Raw genomic sequence first — 20,479 nt, forward strand, 5'->3', positions numbered from 1 at the left:
AGTATTAACAATTGTTAGAATTAACCTCTGATAGGGGTTAATTTATCGAATCTTTATATTGCTCAGCTTTGTACACGTAAAATTCACATATGGCAACATATGGTGTAACCAATCGGTCCATTTCTATTAAATAAAATGAAATGATGTGCTGTTTTTAATTTTTGCAAACGTTTGCTATTTTTATTGTGAATATGATTGCCTAGGCTGGGTAAATAAAGGAAGGCGACTGAGCTACACGAAATGTAAAGCTTTTGTAATGGTATTGGTGGGCAACTAAATGCTTATCAAGAGGTGTTGTTTACCAGTATTTAACATATGGTGATTTTAGAACTGCTGATGGGCGATAAATAGGGTGTGTTTTGAGTGTAGTGTTAGAGTGGGGGTAAAAAAATGAAGCTTCAGCCCGCACGAACTGAAGCTTCAGAAGGTTATTTCTGAGTTGCCGCTTTCATATTTGAAACAAACTGTCCAAGTTGAGATAGCATTTCTTGAGGCTGTTCTTGGTTCGCCTCAATAATTTTTACGATGGCTGAGCCTGAAATTGCTCCCGCCGCCCCTGCTTCAACCGCTTCCTTTACTTGTGTTGGCTCTGAGATACCAAAACCAAGTAATGCTGGCGCTGCTTCATATTGGTTAAGACGATCCAGTAAATGAGAAACAGGCATACCTGCTTTGGTTTCTGCACCAGTTACGCCAGCGCGAGAAAGTAGGTAAGTGTATCCGCCACCTAATCTCGCCACATCTGCCAGCGTGGAATCATCGGCATTTGGTGGGGCAATAAAGATTTGGTGCAATCCATGGTTTTGGGCTGCTTTTGAGAAATCTTCACTTTCACCTGTTGGTACATCGGCGATCAGGATGGAATCGACTCCTGCTTCTTTACAACGAGCGTAGAAGCTATCCACACCATTTGCATACACTAGGTTTGCATAAAGCAATAAACCAATCGGTGTGTCTGGGTATTTCGCTCTGATTTTGCTTAGTATGTCAAAACAGATAGTTGGGGTCGTTTTTGAATCCAAAGCTCGAATATTAGCCGATTGAATGGTTGGGCCATCAGCCAGAGGATCCGAAAACGGGATCCCAAGTTCTAGAGCATCGGCCCCAGACTCCACTAATGTTTCAATGACTTGTAAAGATTGCTCTGGGTTTGGATCGCCAATGGTGACGAAAGGAACAAAGGCACCTTGGTTTTTTTCTGCTAGGCGTTGGAAGAGAGCTTGATAGCGATCCATTATATTACTCCTTTCTCTTCTAGAATTTTGTGTACGGTGAAGATGTCTTTATCGCCACGACCTGATAGGTTCACAACCAGCAGTTGCTCTTTTTCAGGTTCTTCTTTAATCATTTTTAGGGCATAAGCAAGCGCATGAGAAGATTCAAGCGCCGGGATGATACCTTCATTTTTGGCAAGAGCTTGGAATGCTTCTAGCGCCTCATCATCTGTGATTGATCCATATTCCGCTCGGCCGATTGCTGCTAAGTGAGCGTGTTGCGGGCCGACGGATGGAAAATCTAGGCCAGCAGAAACAGAGTAAGACTCTTCAATCTGACCATGCTCGTCTTGCATCAGAGGCGCTTTCATCCCGAAGAAAATACCCGTTGTGCCGTGTTTCAGCGGAGCACCGTGTTGGTCGGTATCAATGCCTTTACCCGCAGGCTCAACACCAATTAGGTTCACACTTGTTTCATCGATAAAGTCAGCAAACATACCAATGGCATTCGAGCCTCCCCCCACACAAGCGATAACGGCATCAGGCAGTTGGCCTTCACGAGCTAAGATCTGTTGCTTCGTTTCTTCACCGATCACGCGTTGGAACTCACGCACAATTGTTGGGAATGGGTGAGGGCCAGCCGCCGTACCCAGTAGGTAATGCGCGTCTTCATAAGTGGCAGACCAATCACGCATCGCTTCGTTACACGCATCTTTTAGTGTTGCAGAGCCTGAATGCACAGGAATCACTTCGGCACCCATAAGCTTCATACGGAATACATTTGGGCTTTGACGTTCAACGTCTTTTGCACCCATGTAAACACGACATTTTAGATCAAGCAGCGCACAAGCGAGTGCAGTTGCTACACCATGTTGGCCAGCCCCAGTTTCTGCGATGATTTCTTTCTTGCCCATGCGTTTAGCCAGTAAAGCTTGGCCTAGCACTTGGTTCGTTTTATGTGCACCACCGTGTAATAAATCTTCACGTTTTAGGTATAGCTTTGCGTTTGTGCCTTTAGTTAGGTTTTGGCATTTAGTTAGAGCAGTAGGGCGTCCTGCATACTCTTGTAATAAGGTAACAAATTCTGAGCGGAACTCAGGATCATCTTGGGCGTCAATGAATGCTTGTTCAAGTTGCTCAAGTGCTGGTACTAAAATTTGAGGGACGTATTGACCGCCGTATTCCCCGAAGTAGGCATCTAGTTTTGCCATGATGTTTTCCTTAATAATTTCTTACCGCAGCAAACGCGGCCTGTAATTTTTTATGATCTTTTTTACCAGGAGCTTGCTCTACACCAGAGTTGAAATCTAACCCGATACAGCCAAGGGTAGCGGCTTGTTGAGCGTTGTCCGGTGATAGGCCACCAGCAAGCATAATGTTGTTATTTTCACTTAATAGTGACCAGTCAAATGCTGTACCAGTACCACCAGACTGATTACCAACTTGGCTGTCTAATAAGTGGCGATCAGCTTGAATGTTTGAAAGCTCCGGTAATGAATCGGTGACGCCGTGTGCCTTCCAGATTTTGCATTGCTCTGGCAGCATGGGATCGAGTTGCTCTATGTATTCTGTGCTTTCATTACCGTGAAGTTGTACGGCGGCCAGATCTAGGCTGTGCGCCAAATGTGCCACTTCTTCAAGGGTGTGGTTTTGGAATACACCCACGTAGTTTAATGGTGCACCGCACATGGTTAATCGCGCTGACTCTTCATCGACATAACGAGGGGATTTTTCAACAAAGATTAAACCACCGTAGACGGCGCCCGCTTGGTACGCTGAAGCGGCATCATCGGCATGGGTTAAACCACATACTTTGTTTTCGCCTAATGTGACTTTGCGTGCTGCTAGCTCTAAGTCTTTTTCAGCCATTAATGAGCTGCCGATTAAAAAACCATTGGCGTATTTAGACAGATCACGCACTTGTTGATGCGTATAGATACCGGATTCAGAAATAATCACGGTGCCTTCAGGGATCTTAGGTGCTAACTCTTTGGTCCGATTTAAATCAGTACTTAAATCACGTAAGTTACGGTTGTTAATGCCGATCACAGGAGCCTGTAAGTCGATAGCACGTACTAGCTCTTCTTCATTACTGACTTCCGTTAAAATTCCTAACTCTAGTTTTTGAGCGACTTCTGCGAGCTCTTTATATTCAGCATCGTTCAATACCGACAGCATTAATAAAATGGCATCGGCATTGTAGTGACGAGCCAAGTAAACTTGGTAGGTGTCAATCATGAAGTCTTTACACAATACAGGCTGCGTGACTTGATTACGTACTTGAGGCAAAAACTCAAAATTACCTTGGAAGTACTTCTCGTCAGTTAAGACGGAAATAGCACTAGCGTGGTTTTTATAAACTTTTGCAATGTAGTCTAAATCAAAGTCATTACGGATCAGGCCTTTTGATGGCGATGCTTTTTTACACTCCAGAATAAAAGCGGTTTGATCGCTAGAGAGTGCCGCATAAAAATCACGATCGCTCGGTGTTAATTCGTTCACAAACGTTTCTAAAGGTTGAGCCTGCTTACGAGCCTCAACCCAAAGCTGTTTGTCGGCAACAATTTTAGCTAAAACGGTTTCCATGATTATCCTCGTGTTGCCAGTTGTTCGACTAACTCAAACGCTTTACCTGATTGCATGATTTCAAGCGCTTTTTGCGTGTTTACTTTAAGATCTTCTTGGCCGAACAGACGAAGCAATAGGGCAACATTGACGGCGACCGCTCCTTGTTGAGCGTCAGTGCCTTTGCCAGTCAGAATGTTGGTAATAATTGTTCGGTTTTCCTCTGGCTCACCACCTTTAATTGCTTCCAGCGGGTGAGTCTCAAGGCCAAAGTCCGCAGGCGTTAGCGTGTATTCGGTGATTTCGCCGTTAATGATTTCTGCTACGTACGTTTCACCGTGAATCGCGACTTCATCAAGGCCTGAGCCATGAACAACAGCGGCGCGTTTCATTCCCATGCTGGCCATTGCTTCGGCGATAGGGCGAACCAGCGATTTGTCATACACACCCATTAATTCAATGTTTGGCTTAGCTGGGTTAATGAGTGGGCCAAGTAAGTTGAAGATGGTGCGTGTTTTCATGGTTTGGCGTACAGGCCCTGCATGACGGAAACCGCTGTGGTATTCCGGAGCAAATAGGAAACAAACGCCTAAATCATCCAAAGCACCGCGAGCGCATTCTGGTGTCATCGCTAGGTTGATGCCAAAAGCAGATAACAGATCGGAAGAGCCTGATTTGCTTGATACACCACGGTTACCGTGTTTAGCCACTTTCACGCCACAGGCTGCTGCAACAAAAGCGGCTGTGGTTGAAATATTGATTGTGTTTGCGCCATCGCCACCTGTACCTACGATGTCGGCAAAATCGTAGTCTGGGCTTGGAAATGGGCTCGCATTTTCACGAAGTGCCGTGGCGGCACCGGCAATTTCTTCAGGTGTTTCGCCTTTTAGCTTTAGTGCTGTTAATCCGGATGCTAAAAGAATTGGATCAAGCTCACCTTTAATTATGGTGTCGAACAGTTGGTGACTTTCTGCTTTTGTTAGCGATTGTTGCTCATACAGCTTTTTAAAAATCATATCCATGTTGAAAAGTCCTTTACTGTTCGTCATCGTGAGTGATATTGATAGCCCAGTTCAAGGTGTTGGTAAGTAGCTGAGCACCTTGGGTCGTTAAGATAGATTCTGGGTGAAATTGAAAACCGCAGACTTTATCTTGTTCATTCATGACTGCCATGACCAGTCCATCAACATCGGCAGTGGTTTCTAATGTAGTTGGAATCTGAGTCGCCACTAACGAGTGGTAACGAGCTATTGATACCGGATTAGGCAGCTGTTTGTAAATAGCGTGATCGTTATGGTTCATCATGGAAGCTTTACCGTGAACAATATCACCCGCGCCTTCTACTTTGCCGCCATACGCTTCAACAATCGCCTGGTGGCCAAGACAAATACCAATCATTGGGGTTTTGCCTTTTAAACGTTGAATCACTTCAGGCATACAGCCCGCGTCAGCTGGGGCTCCTGGGCCTGGTGACAGCACGACAACAGGGTTAGTGAGCTTGTCAACGGCTTGCTCAATGGCTTCGGCTGTGAGGCTATTACGGTAAATGGTTACTGGGTAGCCAAGCGAGCGAAATTGATCCACTAAGTTGTAGGTAAAGGAGTCAAAATTATCTAATAGAACAATATGAGCCATTATTTTAACTCCTTATTCGCAGGTTGCTGAATTGGTTGCTGGTGGGCATGCTGAATCGCACTTATTACCGCTTGGGCCTTACCACGGGTTTCATCGGCTTCCGCTTGAGGGACAGAGTCGTACACAACACCGGCTCCAGCTTGTACTTGGGCAATGCCATTTTCGACATAAGCAGATCGGATCACGATACAGGTATCCATATCCCCTTCACCCGTCAGGTAACCTACCGCGCCACCGTAGCTGCCACGTCGTGTTTTTTCGACATCACGGATCAGCTGCATGGCACGAATCTTTGGTGCGCCAGTTAGCGTGCCCATATTCATACAAGCTTGGTAAGCATGCAGCGCATCGAGATCGTTACGAAGCTGGCCAACAACACGAGAGACTAAATGCATTACATGGCTGTAACGATCGACTTTGAGTAAGTCAGCCACATGACGAGTGCCTGGTTCACTAATACGAGCGACATCGTTACGCGCCAGATCCACTAACATCATGTGCTCAGCTTGCTCTTTGGTATCGCAACGCAGTTCTAGTTCAATGCGGCTATCCAAATCACGGTTAATGGAACCATCGGCATTTTTACCACGATGACGAGTACCTGCGATTGGGTAAATCTCAATTTGATTTGAGTCGCTGCAGTACTTCAGGGCACTTTCAGGGGAAGCGCCAAATACCGTGAAGTCCGCGTCTTTTAGGAAGAACATGTACGGACTTGGGTTGCTGATTTTTAATTGTCGGTAAGCGGCCAGTGGTGCAGGGCAGGGCAGCGTAAAACGGCGCGATGGCACCACTTGGAATACATCGCCACTGACGACATATTTTTTAAGATCGACAACGGTTTGGCAGAAGTCTTCATCGCTGATACTTGGTATTACTTCACAGTTATCGAGTGGGGTGACACTCGGAATTGCATTTGGAGATAAGCACGACTCTTTAATGCTTTGCAGACGTCGGCTTAATTCAAAGTAACTTTCTTGGTATTTGTCACCACCAAAGAGGCTGGCTTGCAGTTTGCCCTTTTTCTTCTGATGATCGATAACCAGCAAAGTTTCTGCGATATAAAACAGGTAATCCGGACATTTATTTATGGCATCAGCATCACCTAAATTTTCGAAGTTCGCGACTAAGTCGTAGGCAAATAAGCCACCAATGAACAGTGCATTTTTAGGTAGGCCCGCTAAGTCAAATGCATGTTGGACAAAACGCAGAGCATCGAACGAAGAAGGTTGGCGAAGGCGGCTGTCTTCATCCAAGTCTTGGTTAATGTCTGGGAACGTTAGGCTTAATGTGCTTTCTTGCTGCGTTACCTGAATAGTGTGTGGAATCTTTTGTACCAAAGTTTGAAGTACATTTGCGCCGTTATCACTGAGTGCTTCAAAGGTCACTGTGCTACCAAAACAAACAATGCGTACCGCTGCATCCACCAGCATCAAACTTTGTAAATCTTGTTTGGAATCGATCTCTGCTGATTCCAATAATAAACTGTATGGTCGCTCACCACAGACAGAGTGGTATAACTCTGTCGGGTCAGCGACATAAGGGACATCTAGGCTCAGTACATCTAACTGGCCAATTTCTAAAGCTACGGTTTTCACAAAGACCTCCCTGCCGCTTCAACAAATGGTTTTAATTCCTGCATAAGTTGCTCAAACATTGGTGCGGTTAATGCCTGATGACCATCCGATAAGGCTTCACATGGGTTTAAGTGTGATTCGACAATAATGCCATCAGCACCTACAGCAGCAGCGGCTCGTGAGAGTGGAATGACTAACTCACGAACTCCGGTTCCGTGGCTTGGGTCAACTAAAACAGGTAAATGAGTTCGCTGTTTTAGTAACGCAACGGCATTTAAGTCTAATGTGTTGCGAGTGGCCGTTTCATAAGTACGAATGCCTCGTTCACACAATATGATGTTTGGGTTGCCAGAGTCGTAAATGTATTCTGCTGCTAACAAAAACTCTTCAATGGTGGCAGATAATCCGCGTTTTAACACAACGGGTTTGTTTGTTTCACCAACGGCTTTGAGAAGAGCGTAGTTTTGCATGTTACGCGCACCAATTTGTAAGCAGTCCACATAGTCGCACATTACATCCACTTGGCCTACTTCCATCACCTCTGAAACTGTTGGAATATTAAGCAGTTGATTGGCTTTTTGCAGCAGTTTGAGGCCTTCAACGCCTAAGCCTTGAAAATCATACGGGCTAGTGCGTGGTTTAAATGCTCCGCCTCGTAAAGCAACAGCACCGCATTTTTGCACCATTTCAGCCACGGAAAGAAGTTGTTGTTCATTTTCTACTGCACATGGGCCTGCGATAACCGCAAAATTACTGCCGCCTACAGAAGTGTTTCCGATTCGTACTACGCTGTCGTGAGCTTGGACTTCTCGGCTAACAAGCTTGTATTTTGACAAGATCGGTTTGATCTCTTCGACGCAGGGGTAAGCATCAAAATTGAGTTTTTGTAGAACGCGTTCGTCACCCAGTGCACCGAGTACAGTACGTTCAATGCCAGGCATGAAGAGGGGTTTTAACCCGGCGTTTTCAATTTGTTTTAAAATTTCTTGTGCTTGTTGTTCTGTTGCTGATGGCTTTAATACGATGATCATGTGTTATTCCTTTAAATTTATTTTAGATATAAAAAAGCCCACATTCAGGTCGTGGGCTTGTGCATGATTGCGTTGTTGCAAAAACACTACCCAAACAAACCTCGCCACCAACGCTTCTCGCTAGTTTGAATAGAAGTGATCATCATTGATGTTTGCTGGAGTTTTGTTTGCAATAACATAAAGCAACCTATGCCTTGTTTGTGTGAACTTGTGTACTAGTAAACTAGTTTGGTGGTATCGAGTCAAGTAAAAAATGCATTTTTCTTATTAAGTGCGATTTCACTCGTTCATTGATTTTATGTGAATTTTTGTACTGGGTTACTTGTCTAGTGTGGGTTTTGGGGATGGAGGAGGAGCTGAATAGTTAAATGTGGCCTTTTACTTCCAAAGAAAACTGGGTGAAAAATAGGAGTTAAGTGGGTATTTGGGAAAAATGTAGGGGCAGATTGCTTAATCTCGTACTTTCTATGCTGATCTTATTTGAGTATAAACTCTAAATTGATTGTTTAGTATAAGCAATTGATATATATGTGATTAGTATCTTTATATTTTATATTAAACATTGTGCCTATTGGGTGAGTATTGTAATTTCCTCGCGTTTTATAAATATATGGAATGAGTGGAAAATGTGTAACGTAAAATTATTTTCAACAGTTGGCTTAACTGTCGCTTTAGCTGCTTGTGGTGGGGGGAGTGATTCTTCAAGTCCGACTACGTCGTCATCTCAATATAATACCTCTGTAGCTCCTTCTTTTGCTTCTGTGTTTACGCAAGAAGTACATGCACTTGAGAAAAAGTCAGAAGTTCAAGTGATGGTTGCAAATCAGTCTTTGTCTGGTGAGGCTAAGACATATCAACAAGATCAGAGGTTTACTGGAACCTTGAAGGTGACTCATCTACAAGGTGGAAAAGTGGAGAACCTTGATTGGACAGTCACGCTAAGAGCTAATGGTGATGTTGAATCCCACGGTGCTCTTGCTTTGCCTCCAGGAACCTACGATTTTGTCATGTTGCTTGAACGATCTGGTCGACAATACGTAGCACAGTCATTGGCTCAGGAAGTGAAAGCTGATAACAACTCGACAATTGATCTGACGCTGTTACCTAATTTGGGCGAGAGTATCAGCGATATCGACCAAGTTGAGTACATTTCAAAAGTTCAGCTTAATTATCCATCTTCAGACTTGATGAATTTTCAGGAACCTAAGTTCGGTATTTCCATCAACAAATCTGATGAGTTGATCTTCGACATCAACAAAGAACTGGGCACTGCCGAAGTAGTATTAAATGTAGAAGAAGGGACGCACCAGCTGTCGCTTAATTTTTATGAAGGCAATTTGATGGTGGGGCAAAATAAGGATCAGACCACTATTAACTTGAGTGAAGGGGAAAATGTAAAAGTTGACATAGTACCTCTTCAGGCTGACGTGAAATTTCAGCTCGATAGGCTCAATGACAGTGGTGTGTTTACCTTCAATATTCCGAAAGTGATCGTTGATGAAGTGGGCGGGATGAACCAGCTTTCGGTGTTGGCAAGATTTAACATCGGTTCTCACCAGGTTCAGGAAAAGATCCTTAATGTTGAAGAGCTAGATGGAGCATTCTTTGCTTCTGATACGTTTAATACCTACGGAGAAGAGAAAGTATCGGTTTACTTGGCGTTTTATCCTAGTAGCCAAATGGGTCAAGGTTTCGAAGAAGCGCCATTTACCAGCTGTTCGACGACAGTGAATGTGGAAACGCGACAGGTACTTGGTTGTAAAGTTGAATTGAAACGAAGCAGTGTGGTTAGCGGAAGGTTACTCAGTACGCTTATGTTAAATGTTCGAGAGCCAAATGGTGTGCCAGCGAAGGGGGCTGAGGTTTACCTGAACAACAACCTGATTGGATTGACTGGTGATCAGTACCAAGAAGGCTCGCTTAAAACGTATATTATCGCAGGAGAGCATGATCTTAAGGTGATCCATAACCTACAAAATTATCAGTCAAGCATGACAATTGCTCCTCTTACTGTTGTGAACAAGCCCGTGAATTTGGAGCAGACCCCCGTTTCTGCTGCCACATTTGAAGACTCTGCACAAGAGTTGGCTACGCAGGCTTGGTCTTCATTTACCGCTGGGGATTTCAATAATGATGGTTTTGTCGATTTCTTCGATGGAAAGTGTAATAGCACTAACACGTTGTGGAGTAATGACGGAACCGGAAAATTCACTCCTAAGAACAACGTTATTGGGCCTAACTTCAAGTGTTCCTATACGTCTGCCGTTGGGGACTTTACTGGTGATGGGCTGATTGATCTTGTGGTCTCTACGTCGCGCGCAGAACCAGAGAACAAAGGTGGTACTGAGCTACGTAAAAATTTGGGTAATGGAGAATTCGAGCGGATGGGGTGGTTTGGCGTCGACCTCTATGATGTTTCTGCGAAAGACATTGTCGTTGCTGATTTTTCTGGGAATGGGCATCTGGATGTATTGTTGCATGGTGATTACAATACATATCTGTTTGTAAATGACGGCAGCAATCAATTTGAGCGCTCACCGGATAGGCATTGGAACGGCGATGGTGACAAGAGAATTTGCCCTTCGCTGAATAAAAGCGGTAGGGCTGCCGCATCCGCACGAGATATTACTTACGCCGATTTCAACAAAGACGGTCATCTAGACCTTGCAGTAGCATGTGGTGATGCGTTTGGCAATGAGGCAGACAGTGCTCATGCTAGTACGGTGTGGTTTGGTACTGGCAGTGGCGATTTCACTATGTCTCAACAAGCGATTGGAAACAGTTACAGTAGTGATGTGATCGCTGAAGACTTTAACAACGATGGCTATACCGATCTGTTCTACAGAACGCGTACTGGAGGAGAGATCTGGCTGAACGATAAGTCTGGGGTATTTTATGCGTCGGGTTATTCACTAGGGATTGGTAAATCTACTGGTGTTTCTGTTGCCGATATGAACCGAGATGGCTACCTAGACTTAATTGTTAGTGTGCACACAGAATACGACACTCGCGGGTTTCCACTCAAGAATGACAATACCATTCATTACAACAACGGGAGTGGAGATTTTACCGTATTCCAAGAGCTGATTAGCCATACCCTCTCAAAAGGTGTTCGAGTGGTTGACTTGAACAACGATGGTAAGCTGGACCTTCTTGAAATGGGCTGGAACTATCGTAGATCAAAAGTACTGATGAACGCCTCTGAATAACAAATAGGAATGTATATAAACGCCCGCAAAGTCGCGGGCGTTTTTTTGGTCGAATTATCACCTGAAACTTCATTGAGTACTTCCCGCAAGAGTCAAACCGCAGCCAAAGAAAAAAGATAATTCCGGAGCTAAAAAGCTTTGGTAGATTTTAGAGCGGCCTGTTAACGATATGCAATTAAGGCGCTATGCTATGTGGCAAGAATATTGAGAAAAGGGAGTTGATTTGATGAAAGGTTTATTAGTGGTTGTGGTACTCACGTATCTTGGATCGTGTTTGGCATTGTATACGATGCAGCGAGACTTGCTGTATTTGCCTGCTCCTGTGGAAGGTAAGCCAGAAGCCATGGAAATGAGTGTTGAAGTGGACAGTGAAACATTACAAGGGTGGGTTGTGAATGAAGGTCAGCCTAAAGCGCTGATTTATTACGGAGGAAACTCAGAAAATATTGCCAATAATATTACCTTTTTTGAGGAAGAGTTATCAGATTACACGGTATATTTGATCCCTTACCGTGGTTATGGCAACAGCACGGGAGAACCTACTGAGCAAGGGTTATATCAAGATGCGCTTTACGTATTTGATAAAGTAAAAGGAAATCATACAACGGTTTCTTTAATTGGACGAAGTTTAGGCTCGGGTGTGGCAACGTATGTGGCTGCACAAAGGGAGATTGAAAAGTTGGTTTTGATCACACCGTTTGACAGTGTCGAAAATGTGGCCAAAGAGCGTTACTGGATGTTCCCTGTGTCATACTTAATTAAAGATAAATTCTTGTCTTTGTCGCGTGTAAAAAATATCACCGCTAAAACGTATATTTTTATCGCTGAAACAGACAAAGTGGTTTCTCATGATAGAACGAATAATCTAATCGAGCAGTTTTCAAAGCAGCTCATGAAAACCAGTGTGATTGCAAAAGCAGAGCACAACACCATTACAAATTCCCCACAATATATTTCAGAGCTGAAGCAAGCGCTTAATGAATCTTAATATCTCGGCCATTTACTCAATAAAAGTAGGGATAATCTCGTGACATTAAGGTTTAGTAAGTTGTGCGTGAGATTGCTATGATGGGACGAGATAAGAAGTTTTACTTCGTCCTTTCATGCTTATAGTAATCTTTAAGTATCTGATCTTGTTTTATTGAAGTTTAAAAATTATGAGAATTGATCTGCACAGCCATACTACCGCGTCAGATGGCCGTTTTTCACCATTGCAGCTGATAGAGCGTGCTGTGGAATTTAACATTGATGTATTGGCTATTACGGATCATGATACGGTCGCAGGTTTATCCTTGGCCAGAGAAGCCATTGCCGAGTTAGATGCTCCAGTCCATCTTATTGATGGTATTGAAATCTCAACATTATGGAGCAATATGGACATTCATATTGTTGGTTTGAATGTTGATCCTGAGCACCCAGCATTATTAGAACTGATTGAGCAACAGGCAGTCAGAAGACAGGTTCGTGCAGAAAAAATTGCTGAGCGCTTAGAAAAAGCCAATTACCCGGGTGCCTTAGCGGGTGCAAAAGAAATTGCCGGTGATGCAACGCTAACCCGAGCTCATTTTGCAAAATGGTTAGTCGATCAAGGCCATGTAAAAAACATGCAGGCCGTGTTTAAGAAGTTTTTGACTCGTAATAATACGGGGTACGTACCGCCTGAGTGGTGTTCTATGGCAGAAGCGGTAGAGGTGATTCATCAAGCGGGCGGTCAAGCCGTTTTGGCTCACCCTGGCCGCTATAAGTTAACGGCAAAGTGGATAAAACGTTTATTGGCCGCGTTTGTTGAAGCCAAAGGGGATGCGATGGAAGTGGCCCAGCCTCAACAAGCACCTCAAGAAAGGCGCCAATTGGCAGATTATGCAATACAATACAAACTATTAGCCTCACAGGGCTCAGATTTTCATTACCCCTCTCCTTGGTTAGAGCTTGGGCGTAACTTATGGTTACCCGCAGGTGTTGATGCCGTTTGGCAACATTGGGAATTACCAGAACCCAAAGAGGTGGTTGAAACCAACTTATCGTCGAAGGAGGACGAATGAGTCAATTTTTCTATATACACCCTGAAAACCCTCAAGCTCGTTTAATTAGCCAGTCCGTAGCTATTATTCGTAACGGTGGCGTTGTGGTTTATCCGACGGATTCCGGTTATGCATTAGGCTGTCAGCTTGAGAATAAACAAGCGCTTGAGCGAATTTGCCGTATTCGTAAACTGGATGAAAAGCATAACTTCACACTGTTGTGCCGCGACTTGTCAGAGCTTTCGTTATACGCTCGTGTTGAAAATAGTGCGTTCCGTTTATTAAAAAATCATACCCCAGGCGCTTATACCTTTATTTTTAAAGGGACAAAAGAAGTGCCTCGTCGACTCATGAATCCAAAGCGTAAAACCATTGGTATTCGAGTGCCTGATAATAAAATTGCCCTTGAACTGTTAGAAGCGCTTGGTGAACCACTCATGTCGACGACGTTGATCTTACCAAAAAGTGACGTAGCAGAATCCGACCCTGAGCAAATCCGTGATCAGTTAGAGCACAGTGTTGACCTAATTTTAAACGGTGGTTACTTAGGTGAGCAGCCAACCACAGTGATTGATTTTAGTGAAGGTGAAGCGGTGGTAGCGCGTGTTGGTGCTGGAGACCCAGAACCTTTTGAATAAAACCATCAGGTTCTTGTATTCGTTATTTAACATTAACTACCAATTTCTATCGTAATTTGCGATAATGTTCGGCTGCCTCGGTGTTTACATTTCGGACAAATATCGAGATGCAGCACCGTTGGGTTTTATGCAGATTAATCGACGCCTGTGAAGGCGACAAAGGTAAATAAATGAGCGAAAAGTTACAGAAGGTATTAGCACGAGCAGGTCACGGCTCTCGTCGTGAACTCGAATCTATGATTCAAAGTGGCCGTGTTAGTGTGGGTGGTCAGGTTGCTAAGTTAGGTGATCGCCTTGAAGACCTGAATGCAATTATACGTATTGATGGTCATACTGTTTCTATCAAAACTTCAGAAGAGGTTGTGTGCCGTGTTTTAGCGTACAACAAGCCTGAAGGTGAACTTTGTACTCGCCATGATCCTGAAGGGCGTCGTACTGTATTTGACCGTTTACCTAAAATCCGTGGCTCGCGCTGGGTATCAGTAGGTCGATTGGATGCTAATACTGGTGGTTTGTTGCTGTTTACGACAGATGGCGAGTTAGCAAATCGACTAATGCACCCAAGCCGCATGGTTCAACGTGAATATATGGTGCGTGTTTTTGGTGACGTAAACGAAGAAATGGTTCGTAACCTTGTAAAAGGTGTGAAGCTAGAAGATGGCATGGCACGTTTTGAAGATGTTGTTTATGCTGGTGGTGAAGGCATGAACCATACGTTCTACGTGGTGATTAATGAAGGCCGTAACCGTGAAGTTCGTCGTTTATGGGATTCTCAAGGTGTTACTGTTAGCCGCCTGAAACGTGTTCGCTATGGTGAAATCTACTTAGAAAAAGCTTTGCCTCGCGGTGGGTGGATGGAACTTGAACTAAAAGAAGTAAACTATCTTCGTGAGCTTGTTGAGTTATCACCAGAAAAAGAATCTATGTTAGCGGTGGATGGTGAGTCGAAAAAGCGTGCTAAAAAATCACGTACACAAAAAATCCGTCGTGCTGTTAAGCGTCATGAAGGTCGTGAAGAAAATAAAGGTCGTGGTAACCGTTCTCGCCGCAGCACTCGTAATGCGGGTCAGGAAGAGTCGGGTAAAAAGCCAACGTCTAGTCGTCGCCAAAATACGAAGAGTGGTGGAAAAGCTACGGGTAATAAAGGCCCACAAGGTAGAAAACCACAAGCGAACAAAGGTCGTCAGCGTTAATTGATGCTTTTGTATCCTTGATAGCTAGTTGAATGAAAAGAGCGCCTAATGAGCGCTCTTTTTTGCTTTAAGATGCTATTTTATTTCTTTGGTTGTGCGTCAATGCACTGCCCATTAACCTCAATGCCTTCTGGAGCCATTAAGTAAACGTAAAGTGGCATAATATCTTCTGGAGTTTTCAGTAAATTTGCATCTTCCGCTGGGAACGCTTGAGCTCGCATACGAGTGCGTGTGCCGCCTGGATTGATGGCATTTGTCTTCACGTTGGTGTTACTTAGCTCATCGGCTAATACTTGCATCATACCTTCAGTAGCGAACTTAGAAATGGCATAAGCGCCCCAGAAAGCGCGCCCTTGGTGACCGACGGTTGATGTGGTAAATACAATACGGCCATCTTCAGACTTTTGCAGCACAGAATAAAGTGCTTGGGTCATTAAAAATTGTGCCTTTACATTTACTTGCATGATCTCATCAAACATGTCTTCTTCAAATTGATCGAATGGGCTGATCATGCCAAGTAAACCTGCGTTATGCAGTAAGCCATCGAGTTTGCCAAACTGTCCTTCAATGGTTTCCGCCATATCAATGTAGTTTTGCTTGGTAGCCCCTTTCAGATCCAACGGGATAATCGCAGGTTGAGGGTAGCCAGCAGCTTCAATTTCATCGTAAACAGCTTCTAATTTCGCCACTGTACGCCCTAGTAAAATAACCGTTGCGCCGTGCTTTGCGTAGTTAATCGCCGCTTGTCTTCCGATGCCATCTCCTGCACCTGTTACTAGAATAACTCTGTCTTTAAGTGTGTCAGGGGCGACTTGATAGTTCACGTTGTATTTCCTTATCAATTTTTATGTTTGATATTAATTGAATTAGCACCTTAGGTGACAAGTTAGGTACAATACACTAATTCGTCAAATAGAGGATATGACATTGGAATTTTTGTTTGATTACGGTCTCTTTTTAGCCAAAGTTGCTACTGTGGTTGTGGCCATTGTGGGTATTTTAGTCTTAGTAAAAGCGTTAAATGGAAAGCATGGAGCTGCAAAAGGTGAATTAGAAATTACTGATCTTACAGAGCAGTATAAAGACACCGTTAGTCAGTTAGAAACTCATTTGTATGATGATGCATTATTAAAAGCTCGTCATAAAGCAGAAAAGAAAGACGAAAAAGAAAAAGAAAAAGCACGTCAAAATGAAGTGAAAAAAGCGGCTAAGTCGGGTGACTTAAAAGTTGAGCGTGAACCTCGTTTATTTGTGCTGGATTTCAAAGGCAGCATTGATGCTAAAGAAGTGGCTTCCCTGCGTGAGGAAGTGAGCTCAATCTTAGCCATCGCTATTGAAGGTGATGAAGTTATGGTTCGTTTAGAAAGTGGCGGTGGCATGGTCCACGGCTATGGCCTTGCTTCATCTCAGCTTGCTCGCCTTAAAGATGCTGGCATTAAGTTAACCGTTTCAGTCGATAAAGTGGCTGCAAGTGGTGGTTACATGATGGCATGTATTGGTGATTCTATTTTGGCTGCACCTTTTGCTATTGTTGGCTCAATTGGTGTTGTTGCTCAGTTACCAAACTTCAATAAAGTACTTAAAAAACATGATATTGAGTTTGAACAGTTAACCGCTGGTGAATATAAGCGAACATTGACTATGTTCGGTGAAAATAGTGATAAAGCACGCGAGAAATTCCAAGAAGAGCTAGAAGAAACTCACGTGTTATTTAAAGACTTTATTCATGAATACCGCCCTGATTTAGAGTTGGAAAAAGTGGCGACTGGCGAACATTGGTTTGGTAAGCAAGCTCTGAAACTTGGGCTTATTGATACGATCTCAACCAGTGATGATTACCTAACGTCTGCATGTAAAGATCGTGAAGTGCTGTTAGTTCGTTACGTACAAAAGAAAAAGCTAGCTGAAAAATTGGCCGGTGTTGCTGGTGAAACTGCCGACAATGTACTGTTAAAGTGGATTAGTCGTGGACAACGCCCGATCGTATAAAGTACAGTGAAAAGACAAAAACCCACGTACTGACGTGGGTTTTTTTATGGTAACTAAAAGCGTTTATTTCACCGTAAATTCTTTAGATAAATGGTGAGCAAGGTATTTGAACATGTTAAAAACGGCGGTGGTTTTTTCTGTAGGCAAACCTTGGTCCGTTAAGAAATATTCTCCTTTAAATACCAACACATCGTCTTTTTCTTCTACACTAGTGGCACGCATACCATCTAGGTAGTTTTCATGTTCTTGGATTAATTGGTTCGCAATTAGTAGTAGATCTACTTCTGAAATAGGTTGCTTCTGACTCATAAGATTACATGACAAAATGAACGAAGTACTTAGTGTAAACAGCTCATATAAAAAGCACAAACTTGATGTGGATAAATAGTAACCAGCGAGTTGTTCGGTGGTACAAAGAATGAAAAATTCTGTGACTCATCACAAAAAAAACAGTTAATAAATGGTCACAGGAAGGGGATAGGTGATAAAGGTAGCGCCTTTGATAGCGTTGGCTTATTTGAAAGCTATCGTAATAAGTACAATTTAATTCATTGAGTGGGATTGACAGGCAACACTTGTTTAACAACTGAGGAAGAGTCGAGCAATTAACCCTTTTTTAGTAAAAACAGGTTGACCTTATGAAAGAGTCGCTCAATAGTGTAAATAAACGTTGCCGTGCCAAATAGTTTTACGAGCAACAGATCAATTGGCATTTTTGCGAGCACGAGGACGTAATCGAGTCATTATGGGTAAATCTCTAGTTATTGTGGAGTCACCTGCCAAAGCGAAAACGATAAATAAATACTTAGGCAAGGACTTCGTTGTGAAATCGAGTGTAGGTCACGTTCGTGATTTACCAACTGGATCGAGCAGCAATGGTAAAAAAGCACCAGCAGTATCAACTAAAGGGCTGAGTGCTGAAGAAAAAGCACGTATTAAAAAAGAAAAAGATCGTAAATCTCTAATTAATAAAATGGGTGTGGATCCATACAATAGTTGGGATGCGAACTATCAAATTCTGCCAGGTAAAGAAAAAGTTGTCGCTGAGCTGCAAAAACTAGCTGAAGATGCCGATTATGTTTATCTCGCAACCGATTTGGACCGCGAAGGGGAAGCTATTGCATGGCACCTGCGGGAAATTATTGGTGGTGATGAAGATCGTTATAAGCGTGTTGTATTTAACGAAATTACGAAAAATGCAATTCAGCAAGCCTTTGAAACTCCAGGAGAGCTTAACCTAGATGGTGTAAATGCGCAGCAGGCACGACGCTTCTTAGACCGTGTTGTTGGCTTTATGGTTTCTCCATTATTGTGGAAAAAGGTTGCTCGTGGGTTGTCGGCTGGCCGAGTTCAATCGGTTGCTGTGAAAGTTTTGGTTGAACGTGAACGTCAAATTAATGCGTTTATTCCTGAAGAGTTTTGGGATGTACACGCTGACACATTAACTAATGCGAAAGAAAACTTCCGTCTACAAGTTGCTCAGAAAAATGGTGAAGCATTTAAGCCGCTTAACCAAGCTGAAACGGAAGCCGCAACTTCTATTTTAGAAAAAGCAGAATACGAAGTATGCAAGCGTGAAGATCGCCCAACCCAAAGTAAACCATCGGCCCCATACATTACCTCGACACTTCAGCAAGCGGCGAGTACTCGATTAGGGTATGGCGTAAAACGCACCATGGGCTTAGCTCAGCGTTTGTATGAAGCGGGTTATATCACTTATATGCGTACTGACTCTACGAATTTAAGTGCCGAAGCGGTTGATGCGGCTCGTAGCTTTATTGGCAGTGAATATGGTGATAACTATTTACCTACAGCGCCAATTAAATATGGCAGTAAAGGCAATGCTCAAGAAGCGCATGAAGCCATTCGCCCATCGGATGTAACGGTTCAAACCGAAGATCTAAAAGGCATGGAACCAGATGCCCAGAAGTTATACAACTTGATCTGGAGCCAGTTTGTTGCATGTCAAATGGTGCCGGCAAAATACGACTCCACAACAGTGAGTGTGAAAGCTGATGAATTTACCTTAAAAGCAAAAGGCCGAATCTTACGCTTTGATGGTTGGACCAAAGTTCAGCGTCCTCTTGGCAAAAATGAGGATCAAATCCTTCCTGCTATCCAAGTGGGGGATAAACTGTCATTAGAGAAGCTAGACCCTAAGCAACACTTCACTAAGCCCCCAGCGCGCTTTACAGAAGCTGCATTGGTAAAAGAATTAGAGAAGAAAGGCATTGGTCGCCCGTCAACTTATGCTTCTATTATCTCTACGATCCAAGATCGTGGTTATGTTCGTGTTGAGCAGCGTCGTTTCTATGCAGAAAAAATGGGTGAGATCGTAACGGATCGCTTAGATCAGAGTTTTGCTGATTTAATGGACTACGACTTCACGGCTCGCATGGAAGAAAACCTCGATCTTATTGCCGAAGGTGACGCTAATTGGAAAGATGTGTTAGATAAATTCTTCACAGATTTCACTGGTGAATTGGCAACCGCTGAGTTGGATGAATCTGAAGGTGGTATGTTGCCAAACAGCATCGTCGAGACTGATATTAAGTGTCCGACGTGTGAACGTAACATGGGAATTCGTACCGCTTCTACAGGTGTTTTCCTTGGTTGTTCAGGTTACGCATTACCGCCAAAAGAACGTTGTAAAACAACCATCAATCTTGGTGACGAAGAAGGTATTATCAATGTACTTGAAGAAGACGTTGAAACTGCCGCTTTACGAGCTAAAAAGCGTTGTCCAAAATGTGAAACCGCGATGGACGCTTACCTGATTGATCAGGAGCGTAAGTTACATGTGTGTGGTAACAACCCAAATTGTGACGGTTATGTGGTCGAGCATGGTCAATTCCAGTTGAAAGGGTATGACGGTCCAGTAGTTGAGTGTGATAAGTGTGGCTCGGATATGGTGCTAAAAAATGGCCGTTTCGGTAAGTACATGGATTGCACCTCTGAGACTTGCAAAAACACACGTAAGATTCTGAAGAATGGTGAAGTTGCGCCACCGAAGGAAGATCCAGTGCATTTGCCAGAGCTGCCTTGTGAAAATTCAGACGCTTACTTCGTGTTGCGTGATGGGGCTTCTGGTCTATTTATGGCTGCGAGTACTTTCCCTAAATCTCGTGAAACACGAGCACCGTTAGTGGAAGAATTGGTTCGATTCTCCGATCGTATTTCAGATAAGTTTAAGTATCTGACAACCGCACCAACGGAAGACCCGGATGGTCGCAAAACGGTAGTACGTTTTAGCCGTAAATCAAAAGAGAACTATGTCCGTACTGAGAACGATGGCAAACCATCGGGCTGGACAGCTCTGTATGTAGACGGTAAATGGGAAGTGACTGACAAACGTAAAAAGCCAAAGGCTGAAAAAACGGAAAAATAGCAGTTTCTGTTGATTAAAT

Annotated in this window: 16 protein-coding genes; 7 read left to right on the plus strand and 9 right to left on the minus strand. The window is 43.6% G+C overall.

The genetic code is table 11. The features are described 5' to 3' along the window. Window positions 1-428 precede the first annotated feature (428 nt). From trpA to MHO82_RS04305, 7 genes are read right to left on the minus strand one after another with little or no spacing between them, the layout of a single operon-like run. A complete protein-coding gene (gene trpA, locus MHO82_RS04275; protein WP_239182608.1) occupies window positions 429-1,235 on the minus strand; it encodes a tryptophan synthase subunit alpha in 807 nt (268 codons plus the stop codon). Continuing rightward, window positions 1,235-2,425: a tryptophan synthase subunit beta gene (gene trpB, locus MHO82_RS04280; RefSeq protein WP_239182609.1), complete on the minus strand. Its 1,191-nt coding sequence runs from the start codon at window positions 2,423-2,425 to the stop codon at window positions 1,235-1,237. The genes trpA and trpB overlap by 1 nt, the downstream gene beginning before the upstream one ends. A gap of 10 nt (window positions 2,426-2,435) precedes the next feature. Then, window positions 2,436-3,800: a bifunctional indole-3-glycerol-phosphate synthase TrpC/phosphoribosylanthranilate isomerase TrpF gene (trpCF, locus tag MHO82_RS04285; protein WP_239182610.1), complete on the minus strand. Its 1,365-nt coding sequence runs from the start codon at window positions 3,798-3,800 to the stop codon at window positions 2,436-2,438. A 2-nt stretch (window positions 3,801-3,802) separates the two neighbouring features. Beyond that, entirely contained in the window at window positions 3,803-4,801 is a 999-nt protein-coding gene (gene trpD / locus MHO82_RS04290) for an anthranilate phosphoribosyltransferase (RefSeq protein ID WP_239182611.1), read from the minus strand. A 13-nt stretch (window positions 4,802-4,814) separates the two neighbouring features. Continuing rightward, window positions 4,815-5,414: an aminodeoxychorismate/anthranilate synthase component II gene (locus MHO82_RS04295; protein ID WP_239182612.1), complete on the minus strand. Its 600-nt coding sequence runs from the start codon at window positions 5,412-5,414 to the stop codon at window positions 4,815-4,817. Next, a complete protein-coding gene (locus tag MHO82_RS04300) occupies window positions 5,414-7,012 on the minus strand; it encodes an anthranilate synthase component 1 (RefSeq protein ID WP_239182613.1) in 1,599 nt (532 codons plus the stop codon). Before MHO82_RS04300 ends, MHO82_RS04295 begins: the two co-directional genes overlap by 1 nt. Beyond that, on the minus strand, window positions 7,009-8,022 hold the full coding sequence (locus MHO82_RS04305; RefSeq protein ID WP_239182614.1) for a bifunctional 3-deoxy-7-phosphoheptulonate synthase/chorismate mutase: 1,014 nt from the start codon (window positions 8,020-8,022) through the stop codon (window positions 7,009-7,011). The genes MHO82_RS04300 and MHO82_RS04305 overlap by 4 nt, the downstream gene beginning before the upstream one ends. 626 nt (window positions 8,023-8,648) lie before the next feature. On the opposite strand from MHO82_RS04305, the gene MHO82_RS04310 reads away from it, so the two are divergent. From MHO82_RS04310 to rluB, 5 genes are all read left to right on the plus strand, one after another. After that, the gene (locus MHO82_RS04310; protein ID WP_239182615.1) at window positions 8,649-11,231 is read left to right on the plus strand and encodes a VCBS repeat-containing protein; all 2,583 of its coding nucleotides are present in this window, start codon (window positions 8,649-8,651) and stop codon (window positions 11,229-11,231) included. 226 nt (window positions 11,232-11,457) lie between these two features. Continuing rightward, window positions 11,458-12,219 carry an alpha/beta hydrolase gene (locus tag MHO82_RS04315; protein WP_239182616.1) on the plus strand — a complete coding sequence of 254 codons (762 nt, stop codon included), beginning with the start codon at window positions 11,458-11,460 and terminating at the stop codon, window positions 12,217-12,219. A 169-nt stretch (window positions 12,220-12,388) separates the two neighbouring features. Further along, window positions 12,389-13,273, plus strand: a complete 885-nt coding sequence (locus MHO82_RS04320; protein WP_239182617.1) for a PHP domain-containing protein — start codon at window positions 12,389-12,391, stop codon at window positions 13,271-13,273. Continuing rightward, a complete protein-coding gene (locus tag MHO82_RS04325; RefSeq protein ID WP_239182618.1) occupies window positions 13,270-13,890 on the plus strand; it encodes an L-threonylcarbamoyladenylate synthase in 621 nt (206 codons plus the stop codon). Before MHO82_RS04320 ends, MHO82_RS04325 begins: the two co-directional genes overlap by 4 nt. Window positions 13,891-14,060: 170 nt before the next feature. Beyond that, entirely contained in the window at window positions 14,061-15,083 is a 1,023-nt protein-coding gene (gene rluB / locus MHO82_RS04330) for a 23S rRNA pseudouridine(2605) synthase RluB (protein WP_239182619.1), read from the plus strand. A gap of 80 nt (window positions 15,084-15,163) precedes the next feature. Here the strand turns inward: rluB and MHO82_RS04335 are convergent, their stop codons facing one another. Further along, window positions 15,164-15,907: a YciK family oxidoreductase gene (locus tag MHO82_RS04335; RefSeq protein ID WP_239182620.1), complete on the minus strand. Its 744-nt coding sequence runs from the start codon at window positions 15,905-15,907 to the stop codon at window positions 15,164-15,166. 103 nt (window positions 15,908-16,010) lie between these two features. Here MHO82_RS04335 and sohB point away from each other — a divergent pair, with 103 nt between their 5' ends. Then, window positions 16,011-17,072: a protease SohB gene (sohB, locus tag MHO82_RS04340; protein ID WP_239182701.1), complete on the plus strand. Its 1,062-nt coding sequence runs from the start codon at window positions 16,011-16,013 to the stop codon at window positions 17,070-17,072. A 63-nt stretch (window positions 17,073-17,135) separates the two neighbouring features. Here sohB and MHO82_RS04345 read toward each other — a convergent pair whose 3' ends face one another. Next, window positions 17,136-17,381, minus strand: coding sequence for a YciN family protein (locus MHO82_RS04345; protein WP_239182621.1), 246 nt, complete (start codon window positions 17,379-17,381; stop codon window positions 17,136-17,138). A 436-nt stretch (window positions 17,382-17,817) separates the two neighbouring features. On the opposite strand from MHO82_RS04345, the gene topA reads away from it, so the two are divergent. Further along, complete coding sequence (gene topA, locus MHO82_RS04350; protein ID WP_239182622.1) at window positions 17,818-20,460, plus strand: type I DNA topoisomerase; 2,643 nt, start codon at window positions 17,818-17,820, stop codon at window positions 20,458-20,460. Window positions 20,461-20,479: the final 19 nt, after the last annotated feature.

It is taken from the genome of Vibrio sp. Of7-15 (assembly GCF_022347565.1).
Classification (GTDB): Bacteria; Pseudomonadota; Gammaproteobacteria; order Enterobacterales; family Vibrionaceae; genus NORP241.